We start from the raw sequence: 18,555 nt of genomic DNA, 5'->3' as shown, positions 1-18,555 counted from the left end.
AGCCCCGCTGCCTGACGGCGCGGGGCTCCTTGGGTACTACTGATCAGACCGGCGTGACGTTCTCAGCCTGCGGGCCCTTCGGACCCTGCGTGACGTCGAAAGACACCTGCTGGTTCTCCTCGAGGGACCGGAATCCGGTCGCATTGATCGCGGAGTAGTGGACGAAGACGTCGGGGCCGCCGCCCTCCTGGGCGATGAAACCAAAGCCCTTTTCGGCGTTGAACCACTTAACGGTTCCGGTAGCCATAAGCCCTCCTTGGGCTCAAAAGGGTTGCCCTGCTCCAGAACCAGCAAGTGTGAAGATGAATTCTGCACAACTGCATACGTCTGAGAATGACGAGAGCCCGCGGTCACATGCTCCGCAGGCTCTGTACTGCAAGGGAAACCAAACTGCAACTTGCGACGAGCCTAGCACGCAGGCCCCGGAATGCAATAGGGGTCAAGATCACGTCACCCGAATGTTTGAACACGCTCCGCCGACTGGCGGCGAAGGCGCCGACCGCCGGTCACGGGCCCACGGCGGGGCCGGACGCGGCCCCCTACGCCATGAGGGCTAGCCTCACGATGTGGACAATCCTCGCACCCGGCCGCGCGTCGGCCACATCCAGTTCCTGAACTGCCTGCCCCTGTACTGGGGGCTCGCCAGAACGGGCACGCTCCTCGACTTCGAGCTCACGAAGGACACCCCGGAGAAGCTCAGCGAGAAGCTGGTGCAGGGCGAACTCGACATCGCCCCGATCACCCTGGTCGAGTTCCTCAAGCACGCCGACCAGCTGGTCGCCTTCCCCGACATCGCCGTCGGCTGCGACGGCCCGGTCATGTCCTGCGTGATCGTCTCGCAGGTCCCGCTGGACCGGCTGGACGGCGCCCGCGTCGCCCTCGGCTCGACCTCCCGCACCTCCGTGCGCCTCGCCCAGCTGCTCCTCGCCGAGCGCTACGGCGTCCGGCCCGACTACTACACGTGCCCGCCCGACCTGAGCCTGATGATGCAGGAGGCCGAGGCGGCCGTCCTCATCGGCGACGCGGCCCTGCGCGCGAACATGCTCGACGGGCCGCGCTTCGGCCTGGACGTGCACGACCTCGGCACGCTGTGGAAGGAGTGGACGGGCCTGCCGTTCGTCTTCGCGGTCTGGGCGGCGCGCCGCGACTACGCGGAGCGCGAGCCGGTCATCACGCGCAAGGTGCACGAGGCCTTCCTCGACTCCCGCAACCTCTCCCTGGAGGAGGTCGGCAAGGTCGCCGAGCAGGCCGCCCGCTGGGAGGACTTCGACGAGGAGACCCTCGCCCGCTACTTCACGACGCTCGACTTCCGCTTCGGCGGCCCGCAGCTGGAGGCGGTCGCCGAGTTCGCCCGCCGGGTCGGCCCCACGACCGGCTTCCCCGCGGACGTGAAGGTGGCCCTGCTCCAGCCCTGAGCGGGCCCGCGCTCGCGCACTACTCTGCTGGGGAGTGCGCGCCTACGGGGTCCGGCGAGGGCCTGCGGGCGCCTACGGGGGAGGGGTGACGCCATGCGGCCGCTCGACGTCGACGAACCGACCGTCGTCGGGCCCTACCGGCTGCTCGGCCGGCTGGGCTCCGGCGGCATGGGCCGGGTCTACCTGGGCCGCAGCGCCGGCGGCCGTACCGTCGCGGTCAAGATCGTCCATCCGCACTTCGCACTGGACGAGGAGTTCCGGGCCCGGTTCCGCCGCGAGGTGGAGGCCGCGCGCCGGGTCGGCGGCGCCTGGACGGCACCCGTCCTGGACGCGGACCCGGACGCCCGGGTGCCGTGGGTGGCGACGGCGTACGCGGCGGGCCCCTCGCTGTCGGCCGCGGTCACCGAGGGCGGCGCGCTGCCGGCCCACACCGTACGGGCACTGGGGGCGGGGCTGGCCGAGGCGCTGGCGGCGGTGCACGAGCTGGGCCTGGTGCACCGGGACGTGAAGCCCTCGAACGTACTGCTCACGCTCGACGGCCCGCTGCTGATCGACTTCGGCATCGCGCGGGCCACGGACGGTACGGCGTCCCTGACGTCCACGGGCGTGTCGATCGGCTCGCCCGGCTACATGTCGCCCGAGCAGATCCTCGGCAAGGGCGTCACGGGCGCGGCGGACGTCTTCTCGCTCGGCGCGGTCCTGGCCTACGCGGCGACCGGCGAACCACCCTTCCCCGGGGACTCCTCGGCGGCCCTGCTCTACAAGGTCGTCCACGAGGAGCCGGAGCTCGGCGGGCTGGACGGACCGTTGCGGGAGCTCACGGCGGCCTGCCTGACGAAGGATCCGGCCGCGCGGCCTGCCCCCGCCGAGGTGGCCCGGCGGTTGGCTCCCGAGGGCGCGGCCAGGCTGGTGGCGGGCGGGTGGCTGCCGGGGGCGCTGGTCGAGCAGGTGAGCCGGAGCGCCGTGCAGTTGCTGAACCTGGAGGCGACCGGACCAGGGGCCGGGGGCCCCTCGGGGCCGGTCGGTTTCAGCAGCCCGTCCGTGGCCGCACCAGAGGGTCCGGCAGTGGAGTCGGTGGAATCGGTGGAGTCGTGGGGGCCGTCGGGTCCGGCCGGGGCCGCGACGGCCGGCGTCTTCGGGCCGCCGCCGGTGATGCCCACGCCCCCGGCCCCCTCCGCCGCCGTACCCGCACCCCGGGACGGCGGTCCGCAGGACGACACCGCCCCACCGCCCACCGGCCGGCGCCCCGGCAAGGTGTCCGTCTCCGTGGCGGCGACGTCCACGCCGGAGGGCGGCGGACGGGTGCGGAGGCTGAGCTGCACCGTGGCGCTGGCGGTCGCCGGGGCGATGGCCGCCGTGACGATCGGCTCGGTGCTCGTGTTCGACCTGCTGCCGGGCCGGACCTCCGACGACGACACGAGCGACTCCGGCGCGGGCACCGACTCTCCCCCTGCGGCGACCGCGAGCTCCGCCCCGTCCGGCGCCGTGCCCGCCGCGTACCTCGGCACCTGGGAGGGCCAGGGCAGCGCCCTCGACGGCAGGCTGCCCCTCGGCACGTTCCGGATCACCGTCGAACGGGCGGCCATCGGAGAGGAGCTGGGCCGACTCCGCCAGACCGACCAGATCGGCGGCGTCTGCGTCGACGTACTGACCCTGAAGCAGGTGACGAAGAAGGAGCTCGTCGCGACGTCGGTGGGCGCGAAGACCAACCACAGCGGCTGCAACCCGGCCCCCACGACCGTGCGCCTCAGCCCGGTGGGCGACGACCTCCAGTACCGCTCGGAGAGCGAGGAGTCGGGTCGTCCTCAGGCTCGGATGTCGAAGGTGCGGTAGCGGAGGACCGACCGCTGTACCTGACGAGCAGGGTGACCAGCAGCGCGGCCGCGGCGAGCGTGGCGACGAGACCGACGGCCCACAGCCACGGGTAGTGCACATGCACCCAGCAGGGCCCGCCCTCGCTGTAGCAGTCGTAGTCCCAGTCGCGGCGCCGCTTGGGCCGTGTGGTCCCCACGATCACCCCGGCGACCAGGTACCCCGCCGCCAGCCCGGGCAGCGAGGCGGCAGCCCAGGCCAGCGAACGCGGCTTGCTCTTCTTCCAGTTCATCCGGGTCAGGGGCCAGGCCCAGGCGAGGAAGACCAGTGGTACCAGTGCCCCCACGGTGGCGGCGAAGGCATACGCGCCGCGGGGCCACGCGGCGGCGAAGCCGCTCCAGAGGTCGTCCCCCCAGTACATGTCGAAGAAGTACAGCGGCGTCAGCAGGACGAAGACGCCGGGGATCACCGCACAACCCACGGCACATCCCCAGTCCGGCTTCTTCAGCCGCCCGGCGGCGGGCCGGCCGGGCCGGTGCTTGTACCGCAGGGCGGCCTTGGCTGCCTCTCTCCGCTTCGGCTTCGCCGAACTTCCGCTCATGGCCCCTGACTCTCGCCTTGCTCAAGCGGTCACTACTGTGTCTGCGATAGCGAACACCATCAAATGTGATCAGCGCATCGCAACGCGTGACACGGGGAAGGCCCACAAATGGAGACGCTGCAGCAGGACGATCCAACGGAGTTGGGCACCTACCGTCTCCTGCGAAGACTCGGTGCCGGCGGCATGGGCCGCGTCTACCTGGCCCGTTCACCCGGTGGCCGTACCGTGGCCGTGAAGGTCGTACGTCCGGATCTGGCAGCGGATGGCGACTTCCGCGACCGCTTCCGGCACGAGGTCGAGATAGCCAAGGCAGTCTCCGGCCGCTTCACCGCCCCTGTCGTGGACGCCGACCCTGACGCGCCGTTGCCATGGCTGGCGACGTCGTACGTGCTCGGTCCGGATCTCACGGATGTGGTCGCCGCGCACGGTGCCTTGCCTGAGCGGACGGTGCGGGCACTGGCCGCAGGTCTCGCCGCTGCCATCCAGGAGGTGCACGCGGCGGGGTTGATCCACCGGGACCTGAAGCCGTCGAACGTCCTGCTGGCGGCGGATGGCCCGCGCGTCATCGACTTCGGTATCGCGCGTGCGGTGGACGGGAACCGTATGACACAGACGGGAGTCGTGGTCGGCTCACCCGGTTACATGTCACCGGAGCAGGCGCTCGGTAAGGATGTCGGCCCGGCGGGTGATGTTTTCTCGCTGGGTGCCGTGCTCGCGTTTGCGGCGACAGGCAGGGGCACGTTCGGTCACGGAGCCGTCTCGCACGCCTCGTTGCTCTACCAGGTTGTGCATGGCGAGCCCGATTTGGAGGGCGTACCGCAGCAACTGCTGGGCCTCGTACGCGCATGTCTCGCGAAGGACCCGGCGCATCGACCGGCGCCGTCGGAGATCGTGGCGGCACTCGCACCACAGGGTGTCGAGGGTGTCCTCAGCGACTGGCTGCCGTCGGCGGTGGCATCGACGATCGCCACGCATGCGGCCGGGATACTGGACTTGGAGGCACCGCAGCAGCCTCAGCCCCCGGTCGCTGCGTCCTTCGGGCCCCCACCGGCGATGGCGGGTGGGATGCCAACGTCGGCGAGCACACCGACGCCGGGGTACGGGTACCCGCCGGCCTCTGGACATGGCGGCACCCCTGCTGCCTACAGCACCCCGATGCCCGGCTACGCCACACCGCCGGGTGACGCGCAGACACCGGGACACGGGACGACCACGCCAGCCCTCGCCACCGCTCCCTCCCGCCGCCGCGTCCTCGGTCTTGCGCTCGGCGGTGCCGGCGCGGTGGCTGTGACGGGCGGAGCCGTCGCTTGGTGGCTCGGCCGGGGCGGTGACCCCTCCGGAACGGCGACCGGCAGGAGTGGCGCCGGCGGTTCCGCGCAACCAGTCGAGGAGAACTTCACCACCCCGCCGGCCGGCGTCGCTCCCCAACCTCTGTGGCACGAGCAGGCGGCGGAGGACAGCACCACCACTGACGTACCGCTCCTCATCCATGACGGCCTGCTCCTGGTCAGCGGCGATCCCTTGGTGGCGTACGACGTGAAGACCGGAAAGGCCCGCTGGTCGAAGCCTGACATCTGTGCCCCCGGCTCCCAGCTACTGTTCCGTGACGGCAAGGTGTTCCTGACCGATGGCGGCGCGGAGGGAGTCCTCGTCGCGCGGGATGTGAAGACCGGCGAGGAAGTGTGGCGCAGCCGCCTCGGCAAACAACTCGGCGTCGAGGGCACCATCGCCATCGACGACAAGAACGTGTACGTCACGGTGACCGACTACTCCAGGGCCACGAGCGCCACCGAGTACCGCACTGCGGTCGCCGCGGTCAGTCACAGCACCGGTAGAAGGGTGTGGCTGCAGCACCGAGACTGGGGCACGAAGGACTACGACGTCCAGGGCACCGTCTCCGGCAAGCACCTCGTCTACACGGACTCCAACTACAACCTCACCGTGCGCGACACCGCGACCGGTGACCAGCTGTGGACCCAGAAGATCGGCGACGACTGGGCCTGGCAGCCGACGGTCGCGAACGGCCTCGTCTTTCTGCCCGGCGAGAAGCTCACGGCGGTCGACGCGGAGACAGGCGACACACGGTGGACCCTCTCACCCAAGGGACGCCGCGGCTTCAACAACCCTGCCGTCATCGACGGCGTGCTCTATGTCAGCGACTACGACCGCGGCGTATGGGCCGTCGACGTCAAGAGCGTGAAGCGGCTCTGGCTGTGTGAGGACCAGGACCGTGGCGGGCCGGAGACCTTCGTGAGGGTCGGCATGACGCTGTACTGCGCCTCCGGACCCCTGTCGGGGGGTGTCATCGCCCTTGCTGCCAAGACCGGCAAGGTGCGCTGGACCTGGACCGACGACAAGGACTCCGGCGCCCCGTGGCAGATGGCCCATGCCGGAAACCGGCTGTTGGTGACGAACGGGCCGGAGATCTACGCGATGCCGGCAGTCTGACGCCGGGGCGCTGGGGAGCGAGGCCGGGGACTGCCATAGTCTCCGTTAGCTGAAGTTAACGAACGTGGCCACAGGGGCCGACGGGGAGGATGACCACCATGCAGATGCTGGTCACGGTCGTACGCGAAGGCGGTGAGCCGGAGGACGTCGTCGTCACCGCCGACGACACCGCCACGGCAGGCGATGTCGCGGAGGTACTGGCGCAGGCCGTCGGACAGAGCGTCGCACCGCATGGCGGTGGGACAGGGAACGTCGTGGCCATGCCCGGCACCTCACTGGCTTCGCTGCCTGGCTACGGGACGGCGGTGACCGGAGCGCCGGCGCTGTGGGCCGATGGTGTGCTGTGTGATCCGGAGGCACCGGCGGCCGGAGTCCTGCGGGACGGCATGCGCGTCTCCGTCGACAGCTCGATAGGCCCGTTGCTGCGCAAGGGTGAGCCCGTAGGACAGTACGAGTTGCGGGTAACCGGTGGTCCCGGTTCCGGACGGGTGGTCCGGCTGGGTGTCGGCGCGGCCACCGCGGGATCGGCACCCACCTGTTCGTTGCCCTTGCCGGATGCCTCGCTGCCGCCGATCGCCCTCCGGCTGACGGTCGACCTCCAGGGCAACGTCGTGCTCGCACCGGAGGCCGGCGCCAGCATCCGGCTGAACGACGATCCTGTGACGGGCGGGACTCCTTGGCCGCTCGGCGGTGTCGTACGGGTGGGTGACACGCTGCTCGTACTCGACAAGGTGGTCGAGCCGGACGCGCACTTGGCTCCGATGAGCGAGGGCGGCCTCGCCTACAACCGCCCTCCTCGCCTTTCGCCGCTGCGGCCTCGGCGGAGGCTGGCCGTGCCGGTGCCCCCCACGAAGGGGGACCGCGCGCGTTTCCAGTTCATCATGGCGTTCATGCCCATGCTGTTCGGGCTGGCCATGTACCTCTTCACCAAGCAGATCTACATGCTGCTGTTCTGCCTGATGAGCCCGCTCATGATGCTGGCCCAGTGGATCAGTGAGAACCGCGAGGGCAAGAAGAAGCACAAGACGTCCCTCAAGCAGTACAAGAAGGACCTCGCGGCCTATGAGGCCGAACTCGTCACCCTCAGCAAGGAAGAACAGCGCGCCCGGCGCGAGGACAACCCCGACCCGGCCGAGGTCCTCCTCCACGCGACCGGCCCCCGCCGCCGTCTGTGGGAGCGCCGCCTCACCGACCCGGACGCGATGCAACTGCGTATCGGGGTCGGCGCTCTGCCGTCCGACGTGGAACTCGTTTTCGCACGCGGCGGCTCGTCGCACGACGAGGAGCCCCCGGAGCCCCCGCTCCTGCCGGATGTCCCGGTCACCCTGCCCTTTGCCCGGCTCGGCGTGGTCGGTATCGCGGGGGACCGCGCCCGCGCCCTCGGCACTGCGCGCTGGCTGAGCGTGCAGGCCGCCGTGCTGCACAGCCCCCGAGACCTGTCACTGGTGTCGCTGGCTGCGACACCCGCCGCCGGCGCAGAGTGGCACTGGGCACACTGGCTGCCCCACACCAACCCCGACGAGGGACAGGACTGCGTCGCTCTGGTCGGCTTCGACTCGGAGGGCATCAGCCGCCGAGTCAACGAACTTCTGAACGAGCTGGCTCGACGCAAGGCGGCCCGCGAGCAGCACAACATGACAGGCCATCTGTATCCGGACGCCAACGTGCTCCTGATACTCGACGGGGCACGGTTGCTGCGGCGCGTACCCGGCGTTCCCCAACTCCTGGCCGAGGGCCCGCAGTACGGGATCTTCGCCCTCTGCATCGACGAGGACGAGCGGCTGCTTCCCGAGGAGTGCAAGGCCGTCGTGGCGTGGTCGCCCGACGCGGCCCATCACGTCCGGGTGCGCGGTTACGGCCTGGAGGCCGTCGGTGACGTCCTCGCCGACCAGGTGCCTTACGAATGGTGCGAACTCCTGGCCCGGTCTCTCGCCCCCATCCGGGATGTCAGTCGTGACGACGCGAATTCTGCACTGCCCACCTCGGCCCGACTGCTGAACCTGCTGAACATGCCCAACCCGGCGGGCGTCGACGTGGAGCGCATCTGGCAGGCCGGTGGTTCGACGACGTCTGCACCCATTGGGATCGCCGCCGATGGCGTATTCGTCCTGGACATCCGCCGCGACGGGCCGCATGCCCTGGTCGCCGGTACGACGGGTGCCGGTAAGTCCGAGCTCTTGCAGACGATCATCGCCTCGCTGGCGGTGGCGAATCGCCCCGACGCCCTGAACTACGTCCTCATCGACTACAAGGGCGGCAGCGCCTTCATGGACTGCGCTCGCCTGCCGCACACCGTCGGCATGGTCAGCGACCTCGACGCCCACTTGACCGAGCGGGCCCTTGCCTCGCTCGCCGCCGAGCTGCATCGCCGGGAGCGGATTCTCTTCGACGCCGCCGCCAAGGACATCGAGGACTACAACGACATCCGCAAGCTCCGCCCCGAACTGGAGCCGATGCCCCGGCTCGTCCTGGTCATAGACGAGTTCGCGTCCCTGGTCGCGGAATTGCCCGACTTCATCGCGGGACTGGTCGACATCGCACGCCGAGGCCGCTCTCTCGGCGTGCACCTGATTCTCGCGACGCAGCGTCCCGCGGGTGTGGTGAGCGCCGACATCCGGGCCAACACCAACCTCCGCATCGCCCTGCGGGTGACGGACGCCGCGGAGTCGATGGACGTCATCGATGCACCGGACTCGGGCGCGATCTCGAAGTCGACGCCAGGTCGTATGTACGTCCGTTCCGGCGCCCAGTCGCTCGTCGGTGTGCAGTCGGCCCGTATCGGTGGCCGTCGCCCGGCCACGGGGCAGACGGGGCCGAAGGCCACGCTCGTGCCCTTGCCCTGGAACGCCTACGCTCGCCCGCTGCCCAAGCGGGAAGAGGCCGAGGACGACGGCACGATGGTCACCGACCTGGCCGTCCTCGTGGACGCGGTGCGCGACGGTGCGGAGCGGATGGGCTTCGGCGAACAGCGCAGCCCGTGGCTTCCGCCGCTGGCGGAGTCCGTCACGCTGGACGAACTGTCCACTTACGGTGGCGCACCGGACACCATCCCTGGCGACGACGTGGCTCCCATCCCGTACGGCCTGATCGACCTGCCGGCGAAGCAGACCCGCATGCCGGTGTCCTTGGACCTGGTGCACGGTGAGCACACCCTGCTGCTCGGTGGCGCTCGTTCCGGCCGCTCGACGGCACTGCGCACGCTCGCCGGCTCACTGGCCCGCAACACATCCCCGCACGATGTGCACGTCTATGCCATCGACTGCGGCTCTAACGCTCTACTGCCCCTGGTGCGTATGCCGCATGTCGGCGCCGTCGTGACACGCGATGAGCCGGACCGGGTCCGCAGGCTGATCCAGCGCCTCCAGGTGGAGATCGCCCGCCGTCAGCAACTACTGGCGATGGAGGGCGCGTCGAGCGCGGCGGAGCAGCGCGCGGGAGCTTCCCCGGAGGAGCGCCTGCCCTGGATGGTTCTGCTCCTGGACAGTTGGGAAGGCTTCGCGTCGACCTTCGAGAACTACAACTACGGCCAGTTGCTGGAAGCGGCCCAGAGACTCTTCCGTGAGGGATCCGCAGCGGGCCTGAAGGTCGTCATGACGGCCGACCGCAGTGGTCTGAGCGGTCACGTCTCCTCGGCCTTCGCCGACCGACTCGTCATGCGGTTCGCCGACCCGAACGACTATTCAACGGCCGGTCTCCATGCCCGCGAGGTTCCGAAGAACATGCCGCCCGGGCGCGCCCTGCGTATCACGGACACGGGCGTGGACGAGACACAGATCGGTCTGCTGGCGCCGGATCCGGCCGGCCAGGCCCAGGTCCGCGCCCTCCGCGAGATCGCGGAGGAGGCGCGAACGCGCTACGGCCGAGTCCCGGCGGGCCGCCGCCCCCTGCGCGTCGACGCTCTGCCGACGCGCATCACAGCGTCGGAGGCGATGGCCCTGGACCCGGACTTCGTGCCGCCGTCGCCGTTGTGGGCGCTGGTCGCCGTCGGAGGCGATGAACTCCACCCCATCGGCATCGACTTGGAGGAGAACGGGCCCGGTTTTGTCATTGCCGGACCACCGAAGTCCGGCCGTTCGACTGCACTGCTGTGCGCCGCCGAGTTCCTTCTGCGAGCAGGCACTCCTCTGGTGGTCGTGACACCTCGCCGGTCCCCGCTGCGGGAACTCGAGGATCGAGAAGGGGTACTCGGCGTGCTCAACGCGGAAAGCTCGGGTGACGACCTGGAAGAGCTCCAGGACCAACTCGACGGGCGACCGTACGTCGTCGTGGTCGACGACGCCGAACTCCTCTATGACGCGCCACTGGACGAGCCGCTGGAAGGGGTCATCCGTCAGGGAGCCGATGGCGGCGTGGGCCTGCTCGCCGCCGGCACGACGGACTCACTGTCCGGCCAGTACCGGGGCTTCGCAGTCGAGGCCCGCAAGTCCCGCAACGGCATGTTGCTGACGCCGCAAAGCACGTCGGACGGCGAACTGTTCGGCATCCGATTGCCTGCGAACAGCGGTGGCGGGGCAGCCGGCAGCGGGTTGTTTGTGACTGGCGGGGCGTTCGTGCCGGTTCAGGCTGTGATGAACGTCTGACCGAGGGCCAATGACGACACAGCGGGCCCTGCTTTTTCAGATGGGGCCCGCTGTGTGGGCTCCGTGGTTACGGCTTGGTGGGACGGACGGATTTGGAGCCGGGCTCTTGCGGCTGCGCTGGATCGGGAACCAAGGAGTCCGGAGGCCAGGTTCTGCGGGGCGGCGCTGCTGCTGTTTCTTATTCATCGTGAACTGGCCATGGAAGAGCTCGGCCTGTCGAAGCCCGTGTGTCCTGCTGAAAACGCCGCCGGGGCATCCCGTACGAGGTTCGAGGACCTCGAAGGAACGCCCCGTCAGGCTGTGGCATCGGCGCGGCAGCGTCGGCTCAGGTGGCGCGCTCGATGTTGTCGGCGCTGGTGTTGGCCGACTTGCTGGCCTCGTTCAGCGTGTCGACCCACTTGTCGAACGTCGGCTTCACGTCGTGCCAGTCGTTTCGGAAGCGGTCGGCCTTGGGGCCCTTCCAGTAACCCGAGCTCCGGCTGGTGGCCGTCTCCAGAGCCTTGATGAGGCCCTGGAGGTCGGTGGCCTTCTTGCCGAAGAGCTTGGACAGCTCCCGAAGCTGAGTGAGATCTGCACCGCGATCCATGGCGATCCTCCCCGTGTCACGTTAGGTAAACGGACTATCCGTTTGCAACAGGGGACGCTACCGCACCAGACGCAGTTGCAGTCCAGCGCCTTGGGAGATGGGAGTTTCGTGTGAACGAGTGGTGTTGGCCTGGGCCGGGAGCCCGACGAAGGTCTACACGGTGCCCCAGTATGCTGAGGCTCCAGGGACAGCGGGGGAGGCTGCTATGGCAAATCCTGACATTCAGGAACTCAACCAGCGGGCCAGCCAGCTGAGGTCGCTGGCCGACCACATCGACTCGCTTGTCGATGCCGCCAAGAAGCACAGCACCATCGGGATGAAGACCTGGTCGGGCCCCAACGCGGACGACGTGCGCGGGCGGCTCAAGGGCTGGCAGACGACGTGCGGCACGGTCGCCAAGGCGCTGCGCGACGAAGCGCACAAGTGCGCGCAGGACGCCAAGGACCTGAAGGACGAGAAGAAGTAGCGGGCGCTGCCCCCGCTACGGCGAGAGGAACCTGTACCAGTGCCCTCGTACGACAGCTCCCGGGCCCGTTTCCGGCTGGCCGACCGCCACATCGCTGTGTTCGCGCACCTCTTGGATGGTGAGACGCCGCCTGAGGAGCTGTGGGAGTCACTGGTCGAGCTCCAGCGCATCGGCTTGGTAGGCGAGGAGGGAGAACTGGCTCCGGTTCTCCGCGAGCCGCTCGGCGCCCTGGCCGACCCGATGGTCATGATTCAGGTGGAGATCACGGGCGAGCACGGCGTGGTCAACCACGGTGTGGTCGTGGGTCAGGAGGCCGTGATCTCACACGACGGCTGGCCGGGCGAGGAAGAGTCTGAGTACGTCTCCATCGAGCCGAACACCCTCGTGTGGGAACTGGCCCGCAAGGTCAACCTGCATCGCGGGGAGAAGCCGGTGGAAGGCGCTCCCGAAGTACGAGTCGAGACGACCATGGGCGCTCTGGACGCCGCGTTTGTCACTCCGGAAGAGCCTGGCGCCGACGAGGACACGACCCGCGACCTCGTTCGCAAGGCACTCAGCGAGGCGGACACCAAGCTCAAGGACCCGGTCCTTGGCCAATTCCTGGATTTGGTCGTCTCCTTGAACGCCACTTGGCGCATCACCACCGCCTGGGACGGCGAACACGAGGGCCAGCGCTCCACCATGGTCCGCGCCCTGGCCGTCTGGGACTGCGGCCCCCTCGGCTACTGGATCCGCGAGCAGCCCGAAGAACCCATCATGCCGGGCCAAGTCGGCCCGGGCAGCGCGCTGGCTCTGGTGAAGTCCGACTCCGCCGAGATATGGGAGAAACTGACGGATCTGTTGCCGGACAAGGAAGAACTGCTGATCGCGGGCGAGTGAGACCGGAGTCTCGGACATGACCGAGGTGTATCCGCGTGCGAGCCGACAGGAACTGCGGCGTCGGCTCGGCACGCTGGGGGTCCTCGTCTTTCTGCCCCTGGCGCTGACCGGGTGTGCGTGGCTGGCTCAGCACCAAGGCCCACTGATGTTGGCGGGCGCGATCCTGGCCATGCTCTCGCTGGTAGTTGCCTGGGCCATGTGTGGTGCCGGACCGGGTGCGTGCGTAGCAGTCTCCGGGTTTGCCTTCATGCTCTTTGTGGGGCCGGCCATGGGCGACTACCTCCTCAACCATCGTGGCGTGCGGCACGGCGCAGTGATCGGCGACGTCAGCACGTACTGGAAGAAACACGGGGACGGCCGGGCCTGCACGGTCGTGACAACTGATACGGACAAGTCCGACGCCTACGAGGTGGACGACCCCGACGGCTGTGAGGGCGACCTCAGGGAAGGGCAGGACGTAACTCTGGTGGTCGATCCGGAAGGCTGGCTGAAGCCACGGCTGAGCAGTCGCGTCAACGGCGTTGCTCCATACCTCGTCTGGACGTCCGCAGGGCTGCTCACCGCGACGGAAGGTTTTGTACTGTACGGGCGGCTTCGGCGGCGGGGGCTGCGGGCTTAGCTCTCGGCCCCTGGGCGGAAGTCAGAACCAGTTCATGGGATTCGCCTTGGACTTGGCGATGCTCTTCCCCAGGTCTTTCGCTTTGTCACCGACCCAGCCTGCCGCCTTGCCCGCGCCCTCCTTGATGTCGTCCCAGTGCTGGACGACCTTCGCGCCGCCGTAGATGAGGCCCGTCCCCACTGCGAGACCGATGGTGACCGGGTTGGGGGCGACCATGGCCGCCGTGAGGGAGGCGTTGAAGCCGACCTCAGCAACGTCGGCGACGTATGCGGCGCCCTTCTTCTTGAAGGCGTCGACGGGGTTGCCCTGCGAAACGACGTTGGCGGCGCTGAAGCCGGTCGACAGGACGCCGCCCACGATGCCGGCGCCGCGGAGGAACCCGGCGGTCTTGGCAGCGGCGCCCAGGCCCGTGCGCAGGGCCCCTGCGCCTCGTGCGGCATTCGTGGCCTCCGCCACGGAGTTGGCGAACCGCTGGCTGTTCGCGGCCTTGGTGAACACCTTGATCAGGCTCGCGTTACCCGCGCGGGCGACAGCCTGACCGGAGTGTGTGAAACCGCCGTACATCCTGGCCGCCTGGTCGGAGCCGACCAGGAAGTCGATGACGCCGTTGGCGCGAAGCGTGTTCATCAAGGGCGTGGCGCGCACCCAGTTGTAGCCTTGGCCGATCAGGTCTCCGCGAATGCCGCTGGTGAAGGGGATACGGGAGAGGCGCTGATAGGTGGTGCTACGGCCGAAGAGCGAGCCGAGTTGACCGGGCAGCCAACTGCCCGGCGCACTCAGTGAACGCAGCTTGGGTGTCCACTTGATCAGGCCGTTCCCAGCGGACCGTATGAGTCCGCTCTCAGAGCCGCGCAGTGCCACGCCGAGCCGCGTCTTCCAGGTCCGAAGGGCGCCCGCCTTCAGAGAGTTACCCAGCAGCACCTTGGTCAGTGACGTGCCCTGGAGCGTGACGACGGCCGTGGCAGCGGTCACGGAGCCCCAGTCGCCGTACAGACCGATCATGGAGGCGATCGTCTCTTCGTGCGGCTGCAGCCCGGGGATTTGAGCTATGGCGTGAGCCTCCAGCCGCTGGATCCAGTCCGCCAGCGACTCGTCGGGCTGTCGCTTGAACTTGTAGGCGTTCGGATCGTCGCTGGCCGCGACGGAGTTGGCCAGGAGGAGAGCGTCGGGGCCGAGCCCCTCGCTCTTGTACTTCTCGATCTCCTTGGGGCTGAACCCGGCCCACATGAGTCCGGCTTGGGGGTCACCGCTTTCCAACCGGGCGAAGACGGCCCGCTTGCGCAAATCCGGTGCCGTGTCCTTGGCCCAGCCGCGCAGAGGCTTGAGCGCAGTCAACTTGCTCGTGACGCCCAGCCTCGAGGCTCTGGTGAATGCTTCATCCAGTCTGTCCTGTACCCCGCCGCGCCCGTCGAGCAGCTTCGCGAGCTGGTCCAGGTCGTCCGGATTGACCGTCCTCATGCCCACGTTTCATTCCCTAGAGCGTGTGTCCCGGAACCAGCCGGTCAAGGCTGTGGAGTCGCTGCCCCAGGCTAGGGACGAGGCCTCCCGTAAGATCGTTTGATCACCAACTCTTTACTGTATGCAAACGCGCTCTTAAGAGAAGCCCTCACTCGGCACGCTCTTCGGATGTGTTCAACCGGTACGCAGGAGCGCATATGCGAAGACGAGGCGGCGGTCCAGCCACGAGGCCCGGACCAGGAACCTGCGGTCGCCCTCGGAGGTCAGGACGAGTTCGTCGCCGGCCTTCCACTCGAGGACTCGCGACTTGGCGGGCTGGTCACCGCCCTCCGCCCCCATGTCGGCGACGGCTTGGACGACGCCCAGCAGCATCTTGCCCGCGCCGCGCTGGACCATCTCCTTGGGGCCCCCCTTTGCCCACTCGGCGCTGGTCACGATCTCGGGGTGCCCTGGCTGGGCCACGCGCCAGGTCGGCTTCAAAGCGTGCTTTAGCGGAGCGATGCGCTGAATCGTCCCGATGACCTGCCCTTGCACGTCACGCACCGCGTAGTGACGCCGTCCCTCGACGTCCTGCGGCTCGTCGACGGAGCAGAGCAGCCTGCCGCCTTCCGCGTCCTCGTACAAGCGCCGATCGTCCGCAGCCGACGACTGCGGCGGAAAAAAGGCACAGGGGGCGTTGACGCGTTGGACACCTGAGCCCTGTGGAACCCTGAAGGCACGGACACCGATCGCGGCACGCTTGCGCTGCCCCGTGGCGGGCCGTTCCTCGTCGGTGATGACGAACTCCCAGGCGTCCGTCCAGGGGACGACGTGAATAGGAGGTTCGTCGACGTGCCTGCTCTTGCCGAACACGGTGCCTCTCCGGGTCACTGCGGGGATGTGTTCCGACCATAACCCCGGCCGGTGACGTCGCGGAGGGCCGGGCATCCGGAGGCCGGGGTTGAGCTGTGCACTCCAATGCGCTAACAACGGCTAACACAATGAGGTGGATCGACGCTGATGGCCGTTGCTGACATGTGAGTTGAGCGTTCGGTCGGGTGTGGAGAGTTCGCCGTGGATGGTGTCGGATGAGCTGTGGGACCGCTTGGAGCCGCTGCTGCCGCAGCGCGAGCGGCGCTTCAGGTACCCGGGTCGCAAGCCGCTGCCGGACCGGGATGTGCTGTGCGGGATCCTCTACGTACTGCACACCGGGATCCAGTGGGAGTACCTGCCGAAGCAACTCGGTTTCGGCTCGGGCATGACGTGCTGGCGACGGCTGCGGGACTGGAACGAGGCCGGCGTGTGGCAGCGGCTGCACGAGGTACTGCTCGCCGAGCTGAACGCGGCGGCGAAGCTCGACTGGTCCCGCTGCGTGGTCGACTCTTCGCACGTCAGGGCGTTTAAAGGGGGATCCACACGGGCCCCTCGCCGGTCGACCGGGGCCGGGCGGGCTCGAAACATCACCTGATCACCGACGGACACGGCACCCCGCTCGCGGTCCTGGTCACGGGCGGCAACCGCAACGACGTCACCCAGCTGCTGCCGTTGCCGGACGCGATCCCACCGGTCCGTGGCCGGGTCGGCCGTCCCCGCCGCAAACCGGACTCGCTCTTCGCCGACCGCGGCTACGACCACGACCCTTACCGCAACCAGGTCCGTGAGCGAGGCATCGTGCCAGCCATCGCCCGCCGCGGCACCCGGCACGGCACAGGACTGGGCACCTACCGGTGGGTGATCGAGCGGACCTTCGCCTGGCTCCACGGCTTCCGACGCCTGCGCATCCGCTGGGAACGGCGCGCTGACATTCATGAAGCGTTCCTCAAACTCGCCTGCTGCCTCATCACCCATCGACAGCTCGGCTCATTGTGTTAGCCGCTGTAAGCGCTTGTCCGCTTCATCCGTAGAGGTCGTTGTCCGCTGGTCCCCTCTCCGATTTGAGCGAGTCAGCGGCCGCAGCCACCCGCGGCCCTGACTTTCTCATCCTACGACTCGAGGACGACCCGGTAGGAGTAGATCTGGGTGACGGTGTAGCCCGGTCCCGAGATGGTGATTCGCTGTCTCGACTAGACCATCTGCTGCTTCTGGCCCGCCTCGTGCTTGGCCCCATCCAGGACGGTGGCGCTGCGGGTCTTGCCGTCGGAGTCGGCCTCTGCGGACTGCACGCCGGGCACGCGGAAGCCGCCCCCGCGCAGCACATGCAAGCCGTCCGCGGTGGCTTGACCGACGCACACGGGGCCCCTGTCCTGTGCCGATGGTGCTGTCGCCGTTTAACTCGTCCACATTGGCGAAGCCCCAACGAAACACCTGCTGAGTAAGGTGTGCTCGAGTAAATGGGAGGCATGGGAGAGCTGACGGTGAAAAGGCAAAGGTAGGCAATCCAGACCGGGAGTGGCTGCATAAGCTAAGCGAGAGCCCGAGAAAGAGCGAGGCGACTTTGTCAGCGCCTTGATAGTTCGCTACTCCGCCGTGTCCGAGTCTTTGCATCAGGGCGAACGGAGGCGACAACACGGCGCCACCCAGGGTGAGGACTTACAGCGGCTAACACAATGAGCCGAGCTGTCGATGGGTGATGAGGCAGCAGGCGAGTTTGAGGAACGCTTCATGAATGTCAGCGCGCCGTTCCCAGCGGATGCGCAGGCGTCGGAAGCCGTGGAGCCAGGCGAAGGTCCGCTCGATCACCCACCGGTAGGTGCCCAGTCCTGTGCCGTGCCGGGTGCCGCGGCGGGCGATGGCTGGCACGATGCCTCGCTCACGGACCTGGTTGCGGTAAGGGTCGTGGTCGTAGCCGCGGTCGGCGAAGAGCGAGTCCGGTTTGCGGCGGGGACGGCCGACCCGGCCACGGACCGGTGGGATCGCGTCCGGCAACGGCAGCAGCTGGGTGACGTCGTTGCGGTTGCCGCCCGTGACCAGGACCGCGAGCGGGGTGCCGTGTCCGTCGGTGATCAGGTGATGTTTCGAGCCCGCCCGGCCCCGGTCGACCGGCGAGGGGCCCGTGTGGATCCCCCTTTAAACGCCCTGACGTGCGAAGAGTCGACCACGCAGCGGGACCAGTCGAGCTTCGCCGCCGCGTTCAGCTCGGCGAGCAGTACCTCGTGCAGCCGCTGCCACACGCCGGCCTCGTTCCAGTCCCGCAGCCGTCGCCAGCACGTCATGCCCGAGCCGAAACCGAGTTGCTTCGGCAGGTACTCCCACTGGATCCCGGTGTGCAGTACGTAGAGGATCCCGCACAGCACATCCCGGTCCGGCAGCGGCTTGCGACCCGGGTACCTGAAGCGCCGCTCGCGCTGCGGCAGCAGCGGCTCCAAGCGGTCCCACAGCTCATCCGACACCATCCACGGCGAACTCTCCACACCCGACCGAACGCTCAACTCACATGTCAGCAACGGCCATCAGCGTCGATCCACCTCATTGTGTTAGCCGTTGTTACTCCTCCAGGTCCTTTGGCGTGAACCCCGCCCACAGCAGCCCGGCGATCGGGTCGCCGTTCTCCAGACGCAGGATGACGGCGCGCTTACGCAGATCCTGGGCCTCGCTCTGAGTCCACGACCTCATCGGCTTCAGGGGCGACAGATGCCCGCTCACCCCGAGTCGGGCGGCTCGGGTGAGGCCTCGTCAAGGCGGTCCTCTACGCCACCGCGTCCTTCCAGAAGTTTCGCCAAGTGCTCCAGGTCCTCGGGATTCGCCAACCGAAGCGTCATTTTCTCCCCGCCTT

The 18,555-nt window shown here is 68.4% G+C and carries 14 protein-coding genes and 2 pseudogenes; 8 read left to right on the top strand and 8 right to left on the bottom strand.

The features are described 5' to 3' along the window. Nucleotides 1–43: 43 nt before the first annotated feature. Nucleotides 44–247: a cold-shock protein gene (locus SCNRRL3882_RS17055; RefSeq protein ID WP_004984723.1), complete on the bottom strand. Its 204-nt coding sequence runs from the start codon at nt 245–247 to the stop codon at nt 44–46. Nucleotides 248–566: 319 nt separating this feature from the next. On the opposite strand from SCNRRL3882_RS17055, the gene SCNRRL3882_RS17050 reads away from it, so the two are divergent. Continuing rightward, nucleotides 567–1,415 (top strand): menaquinone biosynthetic enzyme MqnA/MqnD family protein, encoded by an 849-nt coding sequence (locus SCNRRL3882_RS17050; protein ID WP_010043360.1) that lies wholly within the window; start codon nt 567–569, stop codon nt 1,413–1,415. 93 nt (nt 1,416–1,508) lie between these two features. Further along, nucleotides 1,509–3,248, top strand: coding sequence for a serine/threonine-protein kinase (locus SCNRRL3882_RS17045; RefSeq protein WP_010043357.1), 1,740 nt, complete (start codon nt 1,509–1,511; stop codon nt 3,246–3,248). On the opposite strand, the gene SCNRRL3882_RS17040 is transcribed toward SCNRRL3882_RS17045, so the two are convergent. Continuing rightward, nucleotides 3,163–3,828, bottom strand: coding sequence for a hypothetical protein (locus SCNRRL3882_RS17040; protein ID WP_029181415.1), 666 nt, complete (start codon nt 3,826–3,828; stop codon nt 3,163–3,165). The genes SCNRRL3882_RS17045 and SCNRRL3882_RS17040 overlap by 86 nt on opposite strands. A gap of 108 nt (nt 3,829–3,936) precedes the next feature. Here SCNRRL3882_RS17040 and SCNRRL3882_RS17035 point away from each other — a divergent pair, with 108 nt between their 5' ends. Then, nucleotides 3,937–6,276, top strand: a complete 2,340-nt coding sequence (locus tag SCNRRL3882_RS17035; protein WP_010043354.1) for a serine/threonine-protein kinase — start codon at nt 3,937–3,939, stop codon at nt 6,274–6,276. 98 nt (nt 6,277–6,374) lie between these two features. Continuing rightward, a complete protein-coding gene (locus tag SCNRRL3882_RS17030) occupies nt 6,375–10,856 on the top strand; it encodes an FtsK/SpoIIIE domain-containing protein (protein WP_010043353.1) in 4,482 nt (1,493 codons plus the stop codon). Nucleotides 10,857–11,181: 325 nt separating this feature from the next. Here SCNRRL3882_RS17030 and SCNRRL3882_RS17025 read toward each other — a convergent pair whose 3' ends face one another. Then, a complete protein-coding gene (locus SCNRRL3882_RS17025) occupies nt 11,182–11,442 on the bottom strand; it encodes a WXG100 family type VII secretion target (protein ID WP_010043351.1) in 261 nt (86 codons plus the stop codon). Nucleotides 11,443–11,647: 205 nt separating this feature from the next. On the opposite strand from SCNRRL3882_RS17025, the gene SCNRRL3882_RS17020 reads away from it, so the two are divergent. From SCNRRL3882_RS17020 to SCNRRL3882_RS17010, 3 genes are read left to right on the top strand one after another with little or no spacing between them, the layout of a single operon-like run. Then, a complete protein-coding gene (locus tag SCNRRL3882_RS17020; protein WP_010043348.1) occupies nt 11,648–11,908 on the top strand; it encodes a hypothetical protein in 261 nt (86 codons plus the stop codon). Between the two features lie 39 nt (nt 11,909–11,947). Further along, on the top strand, nt 11,948–12,787 hold the full coding sequence (locus tag SCNRRL3882_RS17015; RefSeq protein WP_010043346.1) for a hypothetical protein: 840 nt from the start codon (nt 11,948–11,950) through the stop codon (nt 12,785–12,787). 16 nt (nt 12,788–12,803) lie between these two features. Next, nucleotides 12,804–13,406, top strand: coding sequence for a hypothetical protein (locus SCNRRL3882_RS17010; RefSeq protein WP_010043344.1), 603 nt, complete (start codon nt 12,804–12,806; stop codon nt 13,404–13,406). Nucleotides 13,407–13,427: 21 nt separating this feature from the next. Here SCNRRL3882_RS17010 and SCNRRL3882_RS17005 read toward each other — a convergent pair whose 3' ends face one another. Then, the gene (locus tag SCNRRL3882_RS17005; RefSeq protein WP_010043341.1) at nt 13,428–14,864 is read right to left on the bottom strand and encodes a hypothetical protein; all 1,437 of its coding nucleotides are present in this window, start codon (nt 14,862–14,864) and stop codon (nt 13,428–13,430) included. A 174-nt stretch (nt 14,865–15,038) separates the two neighbouring features. After that, nucleotides 15,039–15,716 carry a hypothetical protein gene (locus SCNRRL3882_RS17000; RefSeq protein WP_102514814.1) on the bottom strand — a complete coding sequence of 226 codons (678 nt, stop codon included), beginning with the start codon at nt 15,714–15,716 and terminating at the stop codon, nt 15,039–15,041. Between the two features lie 205 nt (nt 15,717–15,921). On the opposite strand from SCNRRL3882_RS17000, the pseudogene SCNRRL3882_RS16995 reads away from it, so the two are divergent. After that, a pseudogene (locus SCNRRL3882_RS16995) lies at nt 15,922–16,715 on the top strand (IS5 family transposase). 191 nt (nt 16,716–16,906) lie between these two features. Here SCNRRL3882_RS16995 and SCNRRL3882_RS40785 read toward each other — a convergent pair. The 3 genes and pseudogenes from SCNRRL3882_RS40785 to SCNRRL3882_RS16985 form a co-directional block, all read right to left on the bottom strand. Next, nucleotides 16,907–17,074 carry a hypothetical protein gene (locus SCNRRL3882_RS40785; RefSeq protein ID WP_158688496.1) on the bottom strand — a complete coding sequence of 56 codons (168 nt, stop codon included), beginning with the start codon at nt 17,072–17,074 and terminating at the stop codon, nt 16,907–16,909. A gap of 307 nt (nt 17,075–17,381) precedes the next feature. Further along, nucleotides 17,382–18,175 (bottom strand): IS5 family transposase gene (locus SCNRRL3882_RS16990; RefSeq protein WP_162501115.1). Its coding sequence is split into 2 segments (ribosomal slippage): nt 17,382–17,839 and nt 17,839–18,175, totalling 795 coding nucleotides; the frame shifts between segments, so codons are not numbered across the junction. 97 nt (nt 18,176–18,272) lie between these two features. Beyond that, nucleotides 18,273–18,541 (bottom strand): annotated as a pseudogene (locus SCNRRL3882_RS16985) (PE-PGRS family protein); the annotation flags it as partial. Nucleotides 18,542–18,555 lie beyond the last annotated feature (14 nt).

This window comes from Streptomyces chartreusis NRRL 3882 (assembly GCF_900236475.1).
In the GTDB taxonomy this organism is placed as follows: domain Bacteria; phylum Actinomycetota; class Actinomycetes; order Streptomycetales; family Streptomycetaceae; genus Streptomyces; species Streptomyces chartreusis_D.
The sequence above is the reverse complement of the archived record's forward strand: the minus strand, read 5'-3'. Positions and strand labels throughout refer to the sequence as shown.

What these genes read in the sequence shown, in the direction of transcription:
- SCNRRL3882_RS17055 (WP_004984723.1), bottom strand. Translation starts at nt 247, where the DNA reads ATGGCTACCGGAACCGTTAAGTGGTTCAACGCCGAAAAGGGCTTTGGT.
- SCNRRL3882_RS17045 (WP_010043357.1), top strand. Translation starts at nt 1,509, where the DNA reads ATGCGGCCGCTCGACGTCGACGAACCGACCGTCGTCGGGCCCTACCGG.
- SCNRRL3882_RS17040 (WP_029181415.1), bottom strand. Translation starts at nt 3,828, where the DNA reads ATGAGCGGAAGTTCGGCGAAGCCGAAGCGGAGAGAGGCAGCCAAGGCC.
- SCNRRL3882_RS17035 (WP_010043354.1), top strand. Translation starts at nt 3,937, where the DNA reads ATGGAGACGCTGCAGCAGGACGATCCAACGGAGTTGGGCACCTACCGT.
- SCNRRL3882_RS17030 (WP_010043353.1), top strand. Translation starts at nt 6,375, where the DNA reads ATGCAGATGCTGGTCACGGTCGTACGCGAAGGCGGTGAGCCGGAGGAC.
- SCNRRL3882_RS17025 (WP_010043351.1), bottom strand. Translation starts at nt 11,442, where the DNA reads ATGGATCGCGGTGCAGATCTCACTCAGCTTCGGGAGCTGTCCAAGCTC.
- SCNRRL3882_RS17020 (WP_010043348.1), top strand. Translation starts at nt 11,648, where the DNA reads ATGGCAAATCCTGACATTCAGGAACTCAACCAGCGGGCCAGCCAGCTG.
- SCNRRL3882_RS17010 (WP_010043344.1), top strand. Translation starts at nt 12,804, where the DNA reads ATGACCGAGGTGTATCCGCGTGCGAGCCGACAGGAACTGCGGCGTCGG.
- SCNRRL3882_RS17005 (WP_010043341.1), bottom strand. Translation starts at nt 14,864, where the DNA reads ATGAGGACGGTCAATCCGGACGACCTGGACCAGCTCGCGAAGCTGCTC.